Origin of the sequence: Novosphingobium sp. TCA1, from assembly GCF_009811895.1 — a bacterium.
In the GTDB taxonomy this organism is placed as follows: domain Bacteria; phylum Pseudomonadota; class Alphaproteobacteria; order Sphingomonadales; family Sphingomonadaceae; genus Novosphingobium; species Novosphingobium panipatense_A.
On sequence record NZ_BLJH01000002.1, the window covers coordinates 240,550 to 256,480 of the forward strand.

The window sequence follows — 15,931 nt, forward strand, 5'->3', positions numbered from 1 at the left end:
GGGTCAGGCGAAATCCTTGATACAGGCGCCATATGGGGGCAAAGCGGGGCATCATCGGCAGCCGATTTTCATCGGCTGCGTTTCTCCTTGCATCCCGTTTGCAGCAAAAGGGCAGGTTCAGGTCACAATGGCGAGTTTCATGAAGTTCGGTTGCAGCGTAGTGGCCGTCATTGCGGCGACGGGTCTCGCGGCGCAGCCGGCGCTTGCCCAGAAGACGACCGGGCAGGCGGAAGCGAAAAAGGCCGAGACTGGCAAGAAAAAGGCCGTATCGACGCCGACCTCGATCCTGCCGACGACCCAGTCCGTCCCGACAGCTCAGCCGACCGGCCAACCCACCACCAAGCCTGCGACGAAATCCGCCGCAAAGACTGCCGTGCAGCCTGTAGTCCCGCCGGTCGCGGTCCCGACGGCCATTCCCATGGTCTCGCAGCCCGTGGTGCAGGACGCGATCCTGGCCGAACCTGTGATGGCGTGGTCGCTGGCGGACGCCAAGGCGCTGCTCGCCGCCGTCGAATATATCGGCAAGGAAGGCCTTGTTCCGGGCGACTACCAGCCTGCGGCCCTGCGCACGGCGATCGCCAAGGGCGAGGGCGACGAGCTTGACGCATTGGCCAGCCGCGTGTTCGGCTGGCTGATCGAGGATCTGCGCGACGGCCGCACCCCGATGAAGGCGCGCGTGCAGTGGTTCGCGGTCGATCCCGACCAGGACGTGATGCCCACCGCGCAGATCATGGCCCAGGCCCTGTCGGAGCATGACGTGGGCGGCGTGGTCGCCAAGCTGGCCCCCACCAACCCGGACTATGCCGCGCTCAAGGCCGATCTCAATGCCACGCCGATGGCCAACAAGGCGCGCCGCGCGCTGATCCAGGCCAATATGGACCGCTGGCGCTGGCTGGCCCGTGATCTGGGCGATGTCTACCTCATGACCAATATCCCGGAATTCCAGCTCCGGCTGGTGGTCAGGAACAAGATCATCCGCAGCTACAAGACCGTGGTCGGCAAGCCGGGCCGCACGGCGACGCCGCAACTGGCCGAAACGGTCAGCGCGGTCGTGTTCAATCCCACCTGGACTGTGCCGCAGTCGATCGTGAAGGGCGAAGGTCTTGGTGCCAAGGTCCTGAACAATCCGGGCTGGGCACGCTCGGCGGGCTACAAGGCCACCAAGAACGGCGATGGTTCGATCACTGTGGTCCAGCAGCCGGGGGCGAACAATTCGCTGGGCCTGATGAAGATCGACATGCCCAACCCGCACGCGATCTACCTGCACGACACGCCCTCCAAGCAGTACTTCAACTCCGAAGTCCGCGCCTTCAGCCACGGCTGCATCCGCACCGAGCGCGCGGTGGAACTGGGCATGACGATGGCGATCCTGGGCGCGCAGAAGACGGCCACCGACGCCGCCGACATCTCACGCTCGGGCAAGTACACCAAGGTCGAGATGACGCGGACTTTCCCGGTCTACCTCACCTATTTCACTTATGCCCGCTCGATCGACGGCCAGCTCAAGCCGTTCAACGACCTCTACGAACGCGACAAGCCGGTGCTCGACAGCTTCGCGGCACCCCGCCAGCTCAAGACCACCCAGCGCGCCAGCGAGGAAGAGATCATCAAGCTGGATAACCCGCTCTAGGTCTCGCCCTAGGACTGATCGACTTCCAAGGCCCCGGTTAACGCGAGAGCGATTGCCGGGGCCTTGCCTCATGAAGCGGGGGTGGCCACCTAGGGGCTGTGGCCATCGAGGAAACCTGATCATGAGCGAGAACACCGACCGTGTCGGCGCGGCGACCGCGCGGATCGTCGAACTCGAAGCCGAACTCGAAGCCTCCGGCACCACCACGCGCGCCGAAGCCGAACTGGCCCGCGCCAAGGCTCTGCTGCATGACTGGGTGGAAAGCGTTGTCGCCGTCGTGGCGACGCCGGGCGTCGGGCGTGCCGTCCTGATCCATGACAACGGCACGGAATCGCGCATAGCTTCCCCTGATCTGCCTTTCCGACTGGCCGTTCCCGTTTCCTTCGAGCGCGGCGAGGGCTAGGCCGATCGAATGGTCTGGGATCTGCGACGGGCGCTGCTGCGCAAGGAGGAGTTCGAATCGGGGCGGCTCACCGATTTCGAATTCCGCGAAACCGTCCGCACCCTCAAACTGATGGCGCAGGCTTTCGAGGTCGATGAAGCCGGTGTGCTCGGCGCGCTGGTGGAGCACGGTTTCGAGGCGGCGCTATCCGCCTTTCCCGAAATGCTGGGCGAGGAAACGCGCGAGGCGGTTTGCTTGCGCCTGCGCGGGGATGCACGGCAGATGCTGATCCGCGAGCGCGGCGATCCCACGCCCTATCGCTTGGGGTAGGGCGCGGCATCCCATCCCCGCTCAGGCTGAGCTTGTCGAAGCCCTCCGCGAACTAGCGCCAGATCTCCTATCTTCGACAAGCTCAGGATGAGGGGAAGTGGCGGCCGCGGCGTTTCCGATGAAGTCAGGAACCTGTCTGGAACCGGCGCCGCAATCGCACCAGCACTTCATCGAGGCTGGAGAGAAAGCGCGAGCGATCGGTCTTGCTGAACGGCGGCGGCCCGCCGATGACATCGCCGCCGGCCCTGAGGTCTGCCATGATCGCCCGCGTGGCGATGGCGCCGCCGATCGAGGCCGCGGTGAAGGGCTTGCCGTTCGGCGCGACGACTTCGGCGCCGAGCTTGAGGCAGCGGTCGGCCAGCAGGATGTCGGCCGTGATCACCACGGTGCCGGGCGCGGTATTCTCGGCGATCCAGTCGTCGGCGGCGTCGAAGGCGTCGCTCACTAGCTTGCGCGCGATCAGCGGCGATTGTGGCACCCGGATCGGGCTGTTGCTGACGACCACCACCGGCACCTTGTAGCGCGCGGCGACCTTGTAGGTTTCGTCCTTGACCGGGCAGGCGTCGGCATCGATCAGAATGCGGATCATGCGGCCTCTTAGCGCCTTCGCAGCAGGATGGCTTGAAAATATCGTCGTCCCGGACTTGATCCGGGACCGCTGCCAAATCTTTAGGCGCAGGCTTGCGACGAGCCGCCTCTGGGCAAACGGATTGCCCTGCCGCGAGTTGGGCGAGGCTCGGCCAGCGGTCCCGGATCAAGTCCGGGACGACGGAATATCAAAATTGCCGCAGCACGCCTAGAAACGCCTCGCCATAGGCTTCCAGCTTGCGGGTGCCGACGCCGCCGATCTCGCCGAGTTCCGCCAGCGAAGCGGGACGGGCAGCGGCCATTTCGCGCAAGGTGGCGTCGTGGAACACCACATAAGGCGGGACCCCCGCCTCTTGCGCCAGGTCGCGGCGCAGCGCGCGCAGCGCCTCGAACAGCGGATCGCCGACCGGGTTGGCGCCGCCGTCCGCCGCGCCCTTTCCGCCCCGGCGCTTCTTTTCGCGCTTGGGTGGCACGACGATCATGACCGAAGCCTCGCCCTTGAGGATCTCGCGCGCGTCTCCGCCCAGCGACAGGCCGCCGTGTTCGGTCGGTAGCAGGCTGCCGCGTGCCTGCAAGGCGCGGGCAAGCGGTTTCAGCAGCGGCTGCTCGTCCGCGGTGAGAATGCCGAAGACCGAAAGCTGGTCATGCCCGCGCTGGAGCACGCGATCGTCGCTGGCGCCGGTCAGGACCTTTTCGAGATGGCCGAGGCCGTAGCTCTGGCCGGTGCGATAGACTGCCGAGAGCAGCTTGCGGGCGAGTTCGGTGACGTCGATCACCCCTGCCGGTTCGAGGCAGTTGTCGCAATTGCCGCAAGTCTGCGCGGGCGTTTCGCCGAAGTGGCGCAGCAGGACGGCGCGGCGGCATTCGGCGGTTTCGACCAGACCGGCCAGCGAATCGAGGCGCTGGCGTTCGCTCTGCAGCCGGTGCGGTTCGATTTCGGACAGGCGCTGGCGGGCGCGGGCGAAATCGTCGGCGCCCCAGAACATCACCGCGACCGAAGGGTCGCCGTCGCGCCCGGCGCGGCCGGTTTCCTGGTAATAGGCCTCGATCGACTTGGGGATCCCGGCATGGGCGACGAAGCGCACGTCCGGCTTGTCGATCCCCATGCCGAAAGCGACCGTGGCCACCATGACCATGTCTTCCGAGGCCACGAAGGCGGCCTGGTTGCGGGCGCGCACTTCGGGATCGAGCCCGGCGTGATAGGGCAATACGCGGCGGCCGGTGGCGGAGGCGAGCGTTTCGGCCAGCTGCTCGACGCGGGCGCGGGTGGGGGCGTAGACGATGCCGGGGCCCGGATTCTCGTCCATCACCGCCTTCAACTGCCGCATGGCATTGTCGCGTGGGCGGATGGCATAGCGGATGTTCGGGCGGTCGAACCCGGCAACGATCAGCCCTTCCTCGGCAATGCCGAGCTGGGCCAGGATATCCGTGCGGGTGTGATGGTCCGCCGTGGCGGTCAGCGCCAGGCGGGGCACTTCGGGAAAGGCATCGAGCAGCGGCTTCAGCAGCCGGTAGTCGGGCCGGAAATCGTGGCCCCATTCGGAAACGCAGTGCGCCTCGTCGATGGCGAAGAGGGCGACGCGGGACTGTTCCAGAAGTTCGCGGAAATGGGGCTGGCTGGCGCGTTCGGGGGCGATGTAGAGCAAGTCCAGCTCGCCCGCGCGGAAGCGGTCCATGGTCAGGCCGCGGTCGGCATCGGCGCTGGTCAGTGTGGCGGCGCGGATGCCGTTGGCGGTGGCCGAACGCAATTGGTCGTGCATCAGCGCGATCAGCGGGGAAACGACGACGCAAGTCCCCTCCAGCATGACGGCGGGAAGCTGATAGGTCAGCGACTTGCCGGCGCCGGTGGGCATGACGGCCAGCGTCGAACGGCCGGAGAGCGCCCGCATGACGACCTGCTCCTGCACGCCGCGAAAGGCGTTGAACCCGAATGTGGCGTGGAGCGCTTCGTGCGCATCAGGCAGGAGATCGGCGGAAAGCACGAGCGCGCTTATGGCAGAACGGGGACAGGTCTGAAAACCGCTGAACCGATGATTTCCTCCGTTTCCGCGCCAATAGCTTGCGGTTTGGCCGCGCGGGTAGTCGAAATGGCGCCAAGGACGAGAGAGGAGCGGCAGACATGGCATCGTTGGCAGGATCGGAGCGCGTGGCAATCGTGACCGGGGCAAGCTCGGGCATAGGGCTGGAAACGGCGCGCGCTCTGGCGGCGCAGGGCTTCCGGGTGATCGGCGTGGGCCGCGATCCGGGGCGCTGCGCGGCGGCGGAGGCCGATCTTGCCGCCGGCGTGGAGATGCTGCGCGCCGATCTTTCGCTGCTTTCAGAGGTCGATCGGCTTGCGGAGGAGATCGCCGGCAAAGTGGGCCGGATCGATGTCCTCATCAATAATGCCGGCGGCATGGCGCGCGAACGGGAGATGACGGCGGAGGGCTTCGAGGCCAATTACGCGGCCAATTTCCTGGGGCCTTTCGCGCTGACGGCCCGGCTTCTTCCCCTGCTTCGCAAGGCAGCCGCCGATGCGCCCGAAGGCAGCGTCAGGATCGTCAACACGGCTTCGGACGGCAGCGAGATGATACCCGGAATCGATCTCGCCGATCTGCAGAATCTCGGCAACTGGAGCCCAGGTGCAGCCTATTGCAGCGCCAAGCTGGCCAATGTGCTTCATGCACGGGGGCTGGCTTCTCGTCTGGCAGGGGACGGGATCGTCGCCCACGCAGTCCATCCCGGCACGGTCGGTAGCAATTTCTTCTCGCATACCCCCGATAGCGTGCAGGCGGCCTATGGCGATGCGCCGAAACTCTCTCCGCAGCAGGGAGCGGACACCGTGATCTGGCTGGCGACTGCGGAAGAGCCCGGCAGGTCCAGCGGGGGCTATTGGTTCGAACGCGCACCACGGAAGCCCAATCCGGTGGTGGAGGACGGGGCTTTCGTGGAGGCGTTCTGGCAGGCGGCGGAAAGGCTTGTTGGACGCGCGGGCAGTTAGTCGATCAGCCTGGGAAGACGCGGCTTGACGATGGGCACGGTCAGCATCGTGCTCATCACTGCCATCAGCAGCAGGGCGGTGAAGGTCTCGGCGGTGACGATCTTCTTGTCGAGCAGGACGTTGACGAAGATGATCATGATGAGCGCCTTGGTCTGGAGCATCCAGCCGATTACCGTGGCATCGCCCTTTTTCCAGCCGAGCAGCTTTCCGGCAAGGTGAACGCCCGCCAGCTTGCCCGCCACCGAGGCGATCAGGAACAGGAATGCGGCGCCGATCACCATGGCTCCGCCCCCCGTTAAACTATCGGCGCCCCAATTGGTGCGCAGGCCGGTGCTGAGGAAGAATACCGGCATGACGGTGAGCAGCAGGAATTCGCGGAACAGGTCCAGCTTCTCGCGGCTGAACCAGCGCGCGTCGAGCACCACTCCGGCCAGGAAGGCGCCGACCATGAAGTGCAGGCCGGACCAGTCCGCCGCGAAGCCGACGAGTGCCAGCCAGATCAGGGCCACGTACCAGCGGTCCTGCTCGCCGAGCCGCTTGAACAGGGCGCGAATCACGAAAGAGGCCGCCGCGAAGGCGACGAGGAACAGGCCCTGGCGGCCGACGCGTTCCCAATCGACCAGGATCAGCGCCAGCACGCCCCAGATCGCGATATCGTCAAGACTGGCATAGCGCAGCAGCCGCTGGCCGAGCGGCTCGCGGAAGATGCCCAGCTTTTCCATCAGCAGGACCAGGATCGGCAGGGCGGTGACCGCGCAGGCCATGCCCACGCCGAGCACGGCCTGCGGATAGCTGCCTTCCGGGCCGATCCATCCCGGCGTCCGCAGCAGCAGGGCCGCGGCGATCGCGCCGAAAGCGAGCGGTGTCAGCAGGGCACAGGCGGCGGTCAGCGTGGTTTCGGCGCGGTGCTTCCAGGCGTCGGAAAGGTCGAGTTCGACCCCCGCGACGAAGACGAACATCATCACCGCCCACCAGGCCACGCCGTTCAGCGCGGTCATGACTTGCGGGTTGAAGACGAAGGCATGGAAATCGGGCGCCAGGTGGCCCAGCACGCCGGGGCCGAGCAGGATGCCGCCGATGATCTGCACGACCACCAGTGGTGCCCAGTGCTCGGTGCGCAGCAGCCGCCACACCAGGTAGGGCGCCGCGAGAATGATCGTCAGCGCAATCAGGTAAATTTCGGTCGTCCCCATCGGGTGCCCCGTCCCCACTCGTTATCGTTGGGGCGCAGGAATGCCTCGGGGAAAGAAAACGGGCAATCCGGCCTTTCGGGGTTTGCGCAAGTTTTCCAGATTGTAATCGAAAGCAATGCCTCCTGCCGTCGTCATCGCTTTGCTACGCGCGCAATGACGACGGCAGGGAAATAGCTCAGTCGAGGTTGGGCCGCAGCCAGCGCTCCGCCACGGCAAGGTCCACGTCGCGGCGTTCGGCGTAGTCTTCCAGCTGGTCGCGGCCGATGCGGGCGACGCCGAAGTACTGGCTTTCCGGGTGGCCGAAGTAGAACCCCGAGACGGCGGCCGTGGGCAGCATGGCCTGGCTTTCGGTCAGGGTGATCCCGGCATTGTCCTGGGCTTTCAGGAGATCGAACAGGATCGGCTTCAGCGAGTGGTCCGGGCAGGCCGGATAGCCGGGGGCCGGGCGGATGCCGCGATATTCCTCGCGGATCAGCGCTTCGTTGGTGAACTGCTCGTCCGGCGCATAGCCCCAGAGCGTGGTGCGGACATGGCTGTGCAGGCGCTCGGCGAAAGCTTCGGCGAAGCGGTCGGCCAGGGCTTTCAGCAGGATGTCCGAATAGTCGTCGTGCGCGGCCTGGAAGCGTTCGAGATGCGGCTCGATCCCGTGGATGCCCACTGCGAAACCGCCCAGCCAGTCGCCCGCCGGATCGACGAAGTCGGAAAGGCAGAAGTTCGCACGGCCACGGCTCTTCTTGAACTGCTGGCGCAGGAACGGCAGCTGGACGAAGTCCGGGCCTTCGTGGACGCCCTGCTGGACGGCATCGTAGACGACTTGCGGCTCCAGCGTGCCGGTGCCCAGGATTACGTCGTCGCCATGCGCGGCGGCGGGCCAGAAGGCGCAGACGCCCTTGGCGGTCAGCCACTTCTCCTCGACGATCCTGGCGAGCATCGCCTTGGCATCGGCAAAGAGGTTGCGGGCGCTTTCGCCCACTACCGCGTCATCGAGGATCGCGGGGTAGGTTCCGGCCAGTTCCCAGGCGCGGAAGAAGGGCGTCCAGTCGAAAGTCTCGACCAGTTCCTCAAGGTCCCAGTCCGCGAAGACGTGCAGGCCGGGCTGCACCGGTGCGCCGGGCTTCTGCGCGAAGTCCGGCACGAAGCCATTGGCGCGGGCATCGGCGATGCCGAGCAGCTCGCTCTGTCCCTTGCCCTCGCGGGCCACGCGGACCTTTTCGTATTCGTCGGCCACCGAGGCGACGAAGGGCACCGATTGCGTGTCGGACAGAAGCTGCGAGGCGACGCCGACCGCGCGGCTGGCGTCGAGCACATGGACCACCGGGCCCTTGTAGGCGGGGTCGATGCGCAGCGCGGTATGGACCTTGGACGTCGTCGCGCCGCCGATCAGCAGCGGGATGTTCATCTCGGCGCGCTGCATTTCCTCGGCCACGGTCACCATCTCGTCGAGCGAGGGGGTGATGAGGCCGGAGAGACCGATGATGTCGGCCTCGTTCTCGTTGGCGGATTCGAGGATCTTCGACCAGGGCACCATGACGCCGAGGTCGATCACCTCGTAGCCGTTGCACTGGAGCACGACGCCGACGATGTTCTTGCCGATGTCATGGACGTCGCCCTTGACGGTGGCCATGACGATGCGGCCCTTGGCCTTGCTCTTGGCGTCCTTTTCCGCCTCGATGAAGGGGATGAGGTGGGCCACGGCCTTCTTCATCACGCGGGCCGACTTCACGACCTGCGGCAGGAACATCTTGCCCGATCCGAACAGGTCGCCCACCACGTTCATGCCGCCCATCAGCGGACCTTCGATCACTTCGATCGGACGCCCGCCCGCAGCCGCGATGGCGGCGCGCGCTTCTTCGGTATCCTCGACCACATAGGCGTCGATGCCGCGCACGAGAGCGTGCTCGATGCGCTTGGCCACGTCCCAGCCGCGCCATTCCTCGGCGGCCTTTTCGGCAACCTTGTCCTTGCCCTTGTAGCTTTCGGCAAGGTCGATCAGGCGTTCGGTGGAGGTCTTGCCGTCCTCGCCCACGCCCGGACGGCGCATCATGATGACGTCTTCGCAGGCCTCGCGCAGGGCGGGGTCGATCTGGTCGTAGACGTCGAGCTGGCCGGCGTTGACGATCGACATGTCGAGCCCGGCGGGGATCGCGTGGTAGAGGAATACCGAGTGCATCGCGCGGCGCACGGTCTCGTTGCCGCGGAAGCTGAACGAGAGGTTGGAAAGGCCGCCCGAGAAGTGGACGTGCGGGCAGGCCTTGCGGATTTCGACCACCGCCTCGATGAAGTCCAGGCCGTAGCGGTCGTGCTCCTCGATGCCGGTGGCCACCGCGAAGACGTTGGGATCGAAGATGATGTCTTCGGGCGGGAAGCCGATCCCGGTCAGCAGGGCGTAGGCCCGGGTGCAGATCTCGATCTTGCGCTCGCGCGTGTCGGCCTGGCCGGTCTCGTCGAAGGCCATGACCACCACGGCGGCGCCGTAGTCCATGCACTTGCGCGCCTGCGCCAGGAACGGCTCAACGCCTTCCTTCATCGAGATCGAATTGACGATCGGCTTTCCCGATACGCACTTGAGGCCCGCCTCGATCACGTCCCACTTGGAGCTGTCGATCATCACCGGTACGCGGGCGATGTCCGGCTCGGCGGCGATCAGCTTGAGGAAGGTGGTCATGGCCTCGACCGCGTCGAGCAGGCCTTCGTCCATGTTGACGTCGATCACTTGCGCGCCGTTGTCCACCTGCTGGCGGGCGACGTCCACGGCCTTGGCATAATCGCCCGCCATGATGAGCTTCTTGAACGCGGCCGAGCCGGTGACGTTGGTGCGCTCGCCGATGTTGACGAAACGGGCGCCGGAATGAATCGAGGTCATGGTCTGTCGTTCTCGTTGAATCAGTTCGTAGGCGATGCGTTCGCCAACTCCAGGGCGAGCACATAGTCGTCATAGGTCTTGCCGCCGACGTCGAAAGTCCGGGTGCCGATCGGCGCGAAGCCGTGCTTGGCATAGAAGGCGAGGGCGCGGTGATTGTCGTTCTTCACGCCCAGCAGCAGCCGCTGCCAGCCCGCGGCCACGGCGGCATCGCGGACGATGCGCATCATCGTGCCCGCCATCATCGAACCCTGGAAGCGCGAGAACAGGTAGATGCGCTTCAGTTCGAGATCGCCTTCCCGCGCCAGTTCCAGTTCGGGATCGCAGATCAGGGCGTAGCCGACGGGCGCGTGGCCCGGCTCGACTTCCGCCAGCCATGCCTTCGCGCCCCTGCCGAGGTACTTGCGATAGTTTTCCGCAGAGTGCTGCTTCAGGCAGTGGGCGACGATACCGCCGCCATCGACCAGCCCCGCGAAGTTTTCGAGGAAAGTCGCGCTGGCTACCAGGGAAAGCGCGTCGGCATCGTCGGCCGTGGCGGGGCGGATGCGCCAGATCGGGAAATCGGTCATGGCGTCACCCGGCCATGGTGAAGGGTTCGAGCCCGGCGAGGCGCGTTACCGGATCGAGTTCGGGCAGGCGGCGCGGCGCGAGGCCTGCAACCTTGCGCGCCATGGCGGCGATATGGTCGGGGGTCGAACCGCAGCAGCCGCCCAGCACGTTGACTTGTCCCGCGACTGCCCATTCGCCCACGAAGCCCGCCGTGGTCTCGGGCATCTCGTCGTACTGGCCCAGTTCGTTGGGCAGGCCGGCATTGGGATAGATCATGATCAGGGTGTCCGCGAGTTCGGACAGGGTCTTCACATGCGGGCGCAGCTGGGTGGCGCCGAACGAGCAGTTTAGCCCGATCGTCACCGGCTTCGCGTGGCGCACGGCATGCCAGAAGGCTTCCACGGTGTGGCCCGAAAGGTTGCGGCCGGAAAGGTCGGTCAGCGTCATCGACATCATGATCGGCACTTCGCGGCCCAGCTCGGCCTCGAGCTTGCGCACCGCCATGACCCCGGCCTTGGCGTTGAGCGTGTCGAACACCGTCTCGATCAGGATGAAATCGGCCCCGCCTTCGACGAGGGCTGCGGCCTGTTCCTTGTAGACGTCGACCAGTTCGTCCCAGTCGATCTCGCGGTAGCCGGGATCGTTGACGTCCGGGCTGAGCGAGAGCGTCTTGTTGGTCGGCCCGATCGCGCCCGCCACGAAGCGCGGGCGCCCGTCCTTGGCCTGGTATTCGTCGGCGAGTCGCCTTGCCAGCTTTGCCGATTCGACGTTGATCTCGCGCACGAGGTGCTCGGCGCCGTAGTCGGCCTGGCTGATGCGGTTGGCCGAGAAAGTATTGGTCTCGGCAATGTCGGCTCCGGCCTCGAAATAGGCGCGGTGGATCGATTCGGGCACTTCGGGCTTGGTCAGCGCGAGAATGTCGTTGTTGCCCTTCTGGTCGTGGGAGAGGCCGAGGTTGCCCGCATAGTCCTCTTCGCTGAGCTTCCAGCGCTGGATTTCGGTGCCGAACGCGCCGTCCGTGATCAGGATGCGCTTGGCCGCTTCGGCGAGGAACTGTTCTCTGGCACTCATTATCGTAATCCCCGATCAGCCCGGAAGGGGCTAAAGGTCATCTTTGGCGGACCGTTCGCGCGCGCCTTGCGTCACGAACGGCCCTTCGGCAAGCCCGCTCAGGCTTCCGCTTTGGGGCGCAGGCCCAGAAGCTGGCAGATCGCATAGGCCTGTTCGGCGCGGTTGAGGGTATAGAAGTGGAAATCGCGCACGCCGCCCTGGTAGAGCCTGCGGCACAAGTCGGCCGCGGCAACGGCGGCCACCAGCGCGCGCGGGCCGGGGCGATCGTCGAGCCCTTCGAACATCCGCTCCAGCCAGCCCGGAATCTCGGTATTGCCCGACATGCGGCGGATTGCGGCGAAGCTGGTCACCGGCATGATGCCCGGCAGGATCGGCGCGGTGATACCCGCGGCCAGCGCCTTGTCGAGGAAACGGAAATAGGCGTCCGTCGAGAAGAAGAACTGCGTGATCGCGCGGTTGGCGCCGGCGTCTAGCTTGCGCTTCAGGTTGTCGAGGTCGGCATCGGCGCTGAGGGCCTCGGGATGGATCTCGGGATAGGCCGCCACCGAAATGTCGAAATCGTGCCGCGCCTTAAGGCCGGAAACGAGATCGGCGGCGCCGGTGTAGCCTTCGGGGTGCGGGGTGAAGATGCCGCCGTGCGCCGGCGGCGGATCGCCGCGCAGGGCGACGATATGGCGCACGCCGGCTTCCCAGTACTGGTCGGCGATCTCGGCGATCTCGTCCTTGCTCGCGCCCACGCAAGTGAGATGGGCGGCGGGCACCAGATCGGTTTCGCGCACGAGGCGCGAGACGGTGGAATGGGTGCGCTCACGGGTGGAGCCACCGGCGCCGTAAGTCACCGAAACGAAGCTGGGCGCTAGCGGAGCAAGCTGGGTGATCGCATCCCAGAGCTGTTCCTCCATCTTCTCCGTCTTGGGCGGGAAGAATTCGAAAGAAACGGAAATGTCGCCCGGCAGGTCCTCGAAAAGCGGTGCGGAGACCGGTCGTTCGGCAGAAGTCATGGCAGTTCGGTCTTTCTGTCTTGAATCTCGGAAATGGTGTCGGGGGCGGCGTGCGGCAGGCGGCGCGCCGTCCAGATCTTCACGGTAAGCGGATCGCCGGGCAGGATCGTCGGCAGTTCGGGCGCGAATCCGGCTTCCGCCAGCAGGGCTTCCATCTGTTCGTCGGAAAAGCCGAGGCGGGCGTGGGCATGGCGCTCGCGCAGTTCCTCGCGGTCATGCGCGGCAAGATCGACCACGGCCACGCGGCCGCCCTCCACGGTGACGCGCGCGGCTTCGGCCAGGACCACGCCGGGATCCTGCGCATAGTGCAGTACCTGGTGGAACAGCACGGTATCGAATGTAGCGGCGGCGAAGGGCAGGGCAGTGAAGTCGCCCTGGACCAGCGAGAGCTTGTCCGGCGGCAAAGACTGCAACCGGGCGCGGGCAATTCGCAACATGTCCGGGCTCTTGTCGAGCGCGGTGACATGCCCGGCCCGGCCTGAAAGCAGTTCCGCCATGCGTCCCGTGCCGGTGCCGACATCGAGCAGCGCGCCCAGCTTCTGGCGACCGAACGCGGCCAGCAGGGCGGTTTCCACCGGGCCGTCGGCGCCGTGAAGCTGGCGCAGGGTGTCCCATTCCTCCGCGTGGAGGGCGAAATAGGCCTGGGCGCTGGATTCGCGTGCCTCGCGAATCGCCGCAAGCTGGCGGCGATCTTCGGCGCAGCGCGCGGAAAAGGCCGGATCGTCGCGCTCGGCAATGGTCAGCAGCTGCGCGGCGGCGGCGCCCATCGGCGGCTCACTCTTTTCCTTCACGGCCGTGCGCAGGAAAACCCAGCTACCTTCCTTGCGGCGCTGCGCCAGGCCTGCGTCGCAGAGAATCTTCACATGGCGCGAGACTCGCGGCTGGCTCTGCCCGAGGACCTGGGCAAGCTCTCCTACGGCCAGTTCCATATGCGCGAGCAGACGCATGATGCGCAGTCGCGTCGGCTCCGAAAGGGCCCTCAAGAGGGGGTCGATTTTCATGCGATGGCATATAAAGATATCTTTATATGTGTGCAAGCCCTAGGATTTCTGCGGATTTCCGCCCCCTTACTTCCCATTTGCGTTGCACCATTGTCTCGTCTAAAGAATGGCACCGCAGGCTTGCCTGCAAGCGTTGGCCTATGCGCCAAACAATGCAAGGGGATTCGCATGAAGAAGATTGCTTTTGCCGCGTTCGCGTCGGCTGCCGCTCTGTCGCTCGCTGCTTGCGGTGGCGAAAAGCCCACCGAAGCTGCTACCGAGTCGGTTGAGACCCTGCCCGAGGAAACTCTGGCTGCTACCACCGAAGCGGCTACCGAAGAAGCCACCGCGGCTGCCGAGTAATCGGTTCGGGGGCTGCGCACCGATCCGTTCGGTTTGCCGGCCCCCAGATGCTTTCCGCCCCTTCGGGGGAAACACGGAAAGTCCGTCCGAGACGGAAAAAGCCCTCCCCTCCGGGAGGGTTTTTTATTGCCCGGACTCTTTATGACGCGTCTTTTGGCGCCCCCGGCTTCGCGCGATTCGGGAGCCCGGCGCGCCGAACCCCCGAAATCGTCATATTATCCGGGGCATTGGGTAAACTGGCCCTTCCTGGGGCCTGAGGTGAAGCGGCACTTTCCGTCCTTTCCTTTCGCCATGGTGGTCGTGACCCTGGTGGTGGTCTTTTTCGTGGTCACGGTCTGGCAGGGCACGAACTTGCCCTTGGCATCCCGGCACGAATTGGCGGCCATGGACGGCGTGGCGGCCAGCATTCCGGGTAGGGCGGCGACAGTCAGGGCGGCGACGGTCAGCAGATTTCGAATCATGATCGCTCTCCCATTCGCACCCTCGCCCTGCTTTTCTCGGACGCTATCCTGAGTAACTTTTCAATCTTGTGAAGGTTTCTCTTGTCAGATCGAAAAAGGCGATCTAGAGGGCTGCCTCCGCCGCCGCAGCGTGGTGGACCGGATCGCCCGCCCAGGCGCGATCCGCTGAAATGGACGGGGCCTTAGCTCAGCTGGGAGAGCGCCTGCATGGCATGCAGGAGGTCAGCGGTTCGATCCCGCTAGGCTCCACCATTTCCCCCTTCTTCCAGACAGTTGTGACACATGAAGCGACTGCGTCGAAGCCGGTGCGCCGTCTTCGCAAAGCCTTCCCTTCGCCGGAAAACCTGCCCATAGCGCGGCGATGCTTTCCCGACTTCCGCCGCTCGCCTCCTGGACTTCCGCGCTCATCGCCGCCCTCATCGGATTCGGGGGGACGGTCGCGCTGGTTGTTCAGGCGATGCAGGCGCTCGGCGCCGGGACCGGACAAGTCGGCTCCGCCGTGACCGCGCTCTGCCTTGGCATTGCCGTGGCCGGTGCGATTCTCTCGCTGTGGATGCGCATGCCGGTGGTGCTGGCATGGTCCACCCCCGGCGCGGCACTGCTGGCGGCGAGTGCGGGCGCGGTGGCATGGCCCATCGCCGTTGGTTCCTTCGTCGCGGCGGCGGGCCTCATGTGCCTGCTGGGGCTGGTCCCTGCGCTGGGAAGGCTGGCGGCGCGGATTCCCGCGTCTGTCGCCTCGGCCATGCTGGCAGGCGTGCTGCTGCCGTTCTGTCTCCAGCTCTTTCGCACGCTGGAAACCGATGCCCTGCTGGTGGTCGTGCTGCTGCTGGTCTTCGTGATCGCCCGCCAGCGTTTTCCGCTCTATGCGCTGCTGCTGGTGCTCGTTTCGGGCGTGGCGGTCGTCCTCCTGCGCGGCGACGTGGCCGGATTCGCGCCGACTTCCCTGCTCGGGAGGATGGAGCCTGTCGCGCCGCTCTTCGATCTCAAGGCGATGGCCAGCATCGGCGTGCCGCTGTTTCTCGTCACCCTGGTCTCGCAGAACCTGCCGGGGCTCGTCGTGCTGCGCAGCGCCGGTTACGAGCCGAGGCCGCAGCCGCTGCTGCTGGGCACCGGCCTGGCGACGATGGTGCTCGCGCCATTCGGTGCGCACGGGGTCAACCTTGCGGCAATCACCGCGGCGATCTGCACCAGCAGCGACGCGCATCCCGATCAGGGCCGCCGCTGGATGGTCGGGCTGATCTATGCCGCCTTCTACCTTGCGCTGGCGCTGTTTTCCGCGCCGCTCGTGCAGTTCTTCCTGACGATGCCCAAGGCCTCGATCGCGGCCTTCACGGGAATCGCCCTGATCGCCCCGCTTTCCGGCGCGGTGGAAAGCATGCTTGCGGAAAAGACCGAGCGCGACGCCGCGATCCTGACTTTTGCGGCCACAGCCTCCGGGGTCTCGCTGCTGGGTATCGGTTCGGCGTTCTGGGGGCTGGTGGCGGGCTTTGCCGCCCTGGCGGCCAAGGCGGTTTTCGCGCGGCGAAATTGACCTCCCGCTCGC

Annotated in this window: 15 protein-coding genes and 1 tRNA gene; 7 read left to right on the forward strand and 9 right to left on the reverse strand. The window is 65.9% G+C overall.

Translation table 11 applies throughout. The annotated features are described in order from the left end of the window. The first annotated feature begins 139 nt into the window (after positions 1–139). The 3 genes from NTCA1_RS04475 (at position 140) to NTCA1_RS04485 (ending at position 2,342) form a co-directional block, all read left to right on the forward strand. The gene (locus NTCA1_RS04475; RefSeq protein ID WP_236549099.1) at positions 140–1,630 is read left to right on the forward strand and encodes a L,D-transpeptidase family protein; all 1,491 of its coding nucleotides are present in this window, start codon (positions 140–142) and stop codon (positions 1,628–1,630) included. Positions 1,631–1,751: 121 nt separating this feature from the next. Continuing rightward, positions 1,752–2,033, forward strand: coding sequence for a hypothetical protein (locus NTCA1_RS04480; protein ID WP_086492359.1), 282 nt, complete (start codon positions 1,752–1,754; stop codon positions 2,031–2,033). Positions 2,034–2,042: 9 nt separating this feature from the next. Further along, positions 2,043–2,342, forward strand: a complete 300-nt coding sequence (locus tag NTCA1_RS04485; RefSeq protein ID WP_159828749.1) for a hypothetical protein — start codon at positions 2,043–2,045, stop codon at positions 2,340–2,342. A 124-nt stretch (positions 2,343–2,466) separates the two neighbouring features. Here the strand turns inward: NTCA1_RS04485 and NTCA1_RS04490 are convergent, their stop codons facing one another. Both NTCA1_RS04490 and recQ read right to left on the reverse strand, forming a co-directional pair. Further along, the gene (locus NTCA1_RS04490; protein ID WP_159828751.1) at positions 2,467–2,931 is read right to left on the reverse strand and encodes a YaiI/YqxD family protein; all 465 of its coding nucleotides are present in this window, start codon (positions 2,929–2,931) and stop codon (positions 2,467–2,469) included. A 187-nt stretch (positions 2,932–3,118) separates the two neighbouring features. Continuing rightward, on the reverse strand, positions 3,119–4,912 hold the full coding sequence (gene recQ / locus NTCA1_RS04495) for a DNA helicase RecQ (RefSeq protein ID WP_086492356.1): 1,794 nt from the start codon (positions 4,910–4,912) through the stop codon (positions 3,119–3,121). 137 nt (positions 4,913–5,049) lie between these two features. Between recQ and NTCA1_RS04500 the strand changes: the two genes are divergently transcribed. Next, positions 5,050–5,910 (forward strand): SDR family NAD(P)-dependent oxidoreductase, encoded by an 861-nt coding sequence (locus NTCA1_RS04500; RefSeq protein ID WP_159828753.1) that lies wholly within the window; start codon positions 5,050–5,052, stop codon positions 5,908–5,910. On the opposite strand, the gene NTCA1_RS04505 is transcribed toward NTCA1_RS04500, so the two are convergent. From NTCA1_RS04505 to NTCA1_RS04530, 6 genes are all read right to left on the reverse strand, one after another. After that, the gene (locus NTCA1_RS04505) at positions 5,907–7,103 is read right to left on the reverse strand and encodes a cation:proton antiporter (protein ID WP_159828755.1); all 1,197 of its coding nucleotides are present in this window, start codon (positions 7,101–7,103) and stop codon (positions 5,907–5,909) included. The genes NTCA1_RS04500 and NTCA1_RS04505 overlap by 4 nt on opposite strands. A 175-nt stretch (positions 7,104–7,278) precedes the next feature. Further along, positions 7,279–9,966, reverse strand: a complete 2,688-nt coding sequence (gene metH, locus NTCA1_RS04510) for a methionine synthase (protein WP_159828757.1) — start codon at positions 9,964–9,966, stop codon at positions 7,279–7,281. 20 nt (positions 9,967–9,986) lie between these two features. Next, a complete protein-coding gene (locus NTCA1_RS04515; RefSeq protein ID WP_159828759.1) occupies positions 9,987–10,532 on the reverse strand; it encodes a GNAT family N-acetyltransferase in 546 nt (181 codons plus the stop codon). A 4-nt stretch (positions 10,533–10,536) separates the two neighbouring features. Then, positions 10,537–11,583 carry a homocysteine S-methyltransferase family protein gene (locus NTCA1_RS04520; protein ID WP_159828761.1) on the reverse strand — a complete coding sequence of 349 codons (1,047 nt, stop codon included), beginning with the start codon at positions 11,581–11,583 and terminating at the stop codon, positions 10,537–10,539. Positions 11,584–11,681: 98 nt separating this feature from the next. Next, on the reverse strand, positions 11,682–12,584 hold the full coding sequence (metF, locus tag NTCA1_RS04525; protein ID WP_159828763.1) for a methylenetetrahydrofolate reductase [NAD(P)H]: 903 nt from the start codon (positions 12,582–12,584) through the stop codon (positions 11,682–11,684). Next, positions 12,581–13,585, reverse strand: a complete 1,005-nt coding sequence (locus NTCA1_RS04530) for a metalloregulator ArsR/SmtB family transcription factor (RefSeq protein ID WP_159828766.1) — start codon at positions 13,583–13,585, stop codon at positions 12,581–12,583. The genes metF and NTCA1_RS04530 overlap by 4 nt, the downstream gene beginning before the upstream one ends. A 168-nt stretch (positions 13,586–13,753) precedes the next feature. Here NTCA1_RS04530 and NTCA1_RS28435 point away from each other — a divergent pair, with 168 nt between their 5' ends. Further along, complete coding sequence (locus tag NTCA1_RS28435; protein WP_021232409.1) at positions 13,754–13,927, forward strand: hypothetical protein; 174 nt, start codon at positions 13,754–13,756, stop codon at positions 13,925–13,927. A 215-nt stretch (positions 13,928–14,142) separates the two neighbouring features. On the opposite strand, the gene NTCA1_RS04535 is transcribed toward NTCA1_RS28435, so the two are convergent. Continuing rightward, a complete protein-coding gene (locus tag NTCA1_RS04535) occupies positions 14,143–14,388 on the reverse strand; it encodes a hypothetical protein (RefSeq protein WP_159828768.1) in 246 nt (81 codons plus the stop codon). A gap of 176 nt (positions 14,389–14,564) precedes the next feature. Between NTCA1_RS04535 and NTCA1_RS04540 the strand changes: the two genes are divergently transcribed. Together NTCA1_RS04540 and NTCA1_RS04545 are read left to right on the forward strand one after the other, a co-directional pair. Then, a tRNA-Ala gene (locus tag NTCA1_RS04540) sits at positions 14,565–14,640 on the forward strand. A 109-nt stretch (positions 14,641–14,749) separates the two neighbouring features. Next, positions 14,750–15,919 carry a benzoate/H(+) symporter BenE family transporter gene (locus NTCA1_RS04545; RefSeq protein ID WP_159828771.1) on the forward strand — a complete coding sequence of 390 codons (1,170 nt, stop codon included), beginning with the start codon at positions 14,750–14,752 and terminating at the stop codon, positions 15,917–15,919. Positions 15,920–15,931 lie beyond the last annotated feature (12 nt).

What these genes read in the sequence shown, in the direction of transcription:
- NTCA1_RS28435 (WP_021232409.1), top strand. Translation starts at nt 13,754, where the DNA reads ATGAAGAAGATTGCTTTTGCCGCGTTCGCGTCGGCTGCCGCTCTGTCG.
- NTCA1_RS04515 (WP_159828759.1), bottom strand. Translation starts at nt 10,532, where the DNA reads ATGACCGATTTCCCGATCTGGCGCATCCGCCCCGCCACGGCCGACGAT.
- metF (WP_159828763.1), bottom strand. Translation starts at nt 12,584, where the DNA reads ATGACTTCTGCCGAACGACCGGTCTCCGCACCGCTTTTCGAGGACCTG.
- NTCA1_RS04480 (WP_086492359.1), top strand. Translation starts at nt 1,752, where the DNA reads ATGAGCGAGAACACCGACCGTGTCGGCGCGGCGACCGCGCGGATCGTC.
- NTCA1_RS04530 (WP_159828766.1), bottom strand. Translation starts at nt 13,585, where the DNA reads ATGAAAATCGACCCCCTCTTGAGGGCCCTTTCGGAGCCGACGCGACTG.
- NTCA1_RS04520 (WP_159828761.1), bottom strand. Translation starts at nt 11,583, where the DNA reads ATGAGTGCCAGAGAACAGTTCCTCGCCGAAGCGGCCAAGCGCATCCTG.
- NTCA1_RS04485 (WP_159828749.1), top strand. Translation starts at nt 2,043, where the DNA reads ATGGTCTGGGATCTGCGACGGGCGCTGCTGCGCAAGGAGGAGTTCGAA.
- NTCA1_RS04490 (WP_159828751.1), bottom strand. Translation starts at nt 2,931, where the DNA reads ATGATCCGCATTCTGATCGATGCCGACGCCTGCCCGGTCAAGGACGAA.
- NTCA1_RS04505 (WP_159828755.1), bottom strand. Translation starts at nt 7,103, where the DNA reads ATGGGGACGACCGAAATTTACCTGATTGCGCTGACGATCATTCTCGCG.
- NTCA1_RS04500 (WP_159828753.1), top strand. Translation starts at nt 5,050, where the DNA reads ATGGCATCGTTGGCAGGATCGGAGCGCGTGGCAATCGTGACCGGGGCA.
- NTCA1_RS04545 (WP_159828771.1), top strand. Translation starts at nt 14,750, where the DNA reads ATGCTTTCCCGACTTCCGCCGCTCGCCTCCTGGACTTCCGCGCTCATC.
- NTCA1_RS04475 (WP_236549099.1), top strand. Translation starts at nt 140, where the DNA reads ATGAAGTTCGGTTGCAGCGTAGTGGCCGTCATTGCGGCGACGGGTCTC.
- NTCA1_RS04535 (WP_159828768.1), bottom strand. Translation starts at nt 14,388, where the DNA reads ATGATTCGAAATCTGCTGACCGTCGCCGCCCTGACTGTCGCCGCCCTA.
- metH (WP_159828757.1), bottom strand. Translation starts at nt 9,966, where the DNA reads ATGACCTCGATTCATTCCGGCGCCCGTTTCGTCAACATCGGCGAGCGC.